Raw genomic sequence first — 418 nt, 5'->3', positions numbered from 1 at the left:
GTCTGGATGCGTGCCGAGCTGCAAGGCGAATGCTTCAAGTACATGAATCCTGTCTTGGATCCTTTTATCAAGGCGATCGTTGTGTACGATAATTCCTCACCAAAAGATGACTGGCTGGCGCCACTTCGTGTGCGTCAGCATCACGCCAAGCGCTTTGGGCCGTTCCGTGCCTTTTCGAAATCAGAGCGTCCGACGACGCATCCATGGAGTCCTGATATTCAGGATCAAGGTATTCCCACCGAGCCTTGCCATGACTTGGAACCCGGAACATTGGTCCCGCTAATCCCTGATCCGGCGCCCGAGTTCCACCCTGAGCGCGGCGACCGCCGCGAGATCATCAACATTGAAGTACTCATTCGCCAAAAAGTCCGGGCACCCATGTCATATATGAACCTCAGCTCGTGGCGTCCCTATGGTG

At 54.8% G+C, this 418-nt stretch carries 1 protein-coding gene; it reads left to right on the top strand.

Translation table 11 applies throughout. The features are described from left to right. A partial coding sequence (locus KSP9073_RS17995) for a hypothetical protein (RefSeq protein WP_165814295.1) occupies positions 1 to 418 on the top strand: 418 nt, incomplete at both ends.

Source organism: Kushneria phyllosphaerae (assembly GCF_900312995.1).
Taxonomy (GTDB): domain Bacteria; phylum Pseudomonadota; class Gammaproteobacteria; order Pseudomonadales; family Halomonadaceae; genus Kushneria; species Kushneria phyllosphaerae.
Note: the sequence above shows the minus strand (reverse complement) of the source record. Positions and strands in the feature narration are given on the sequence as shown.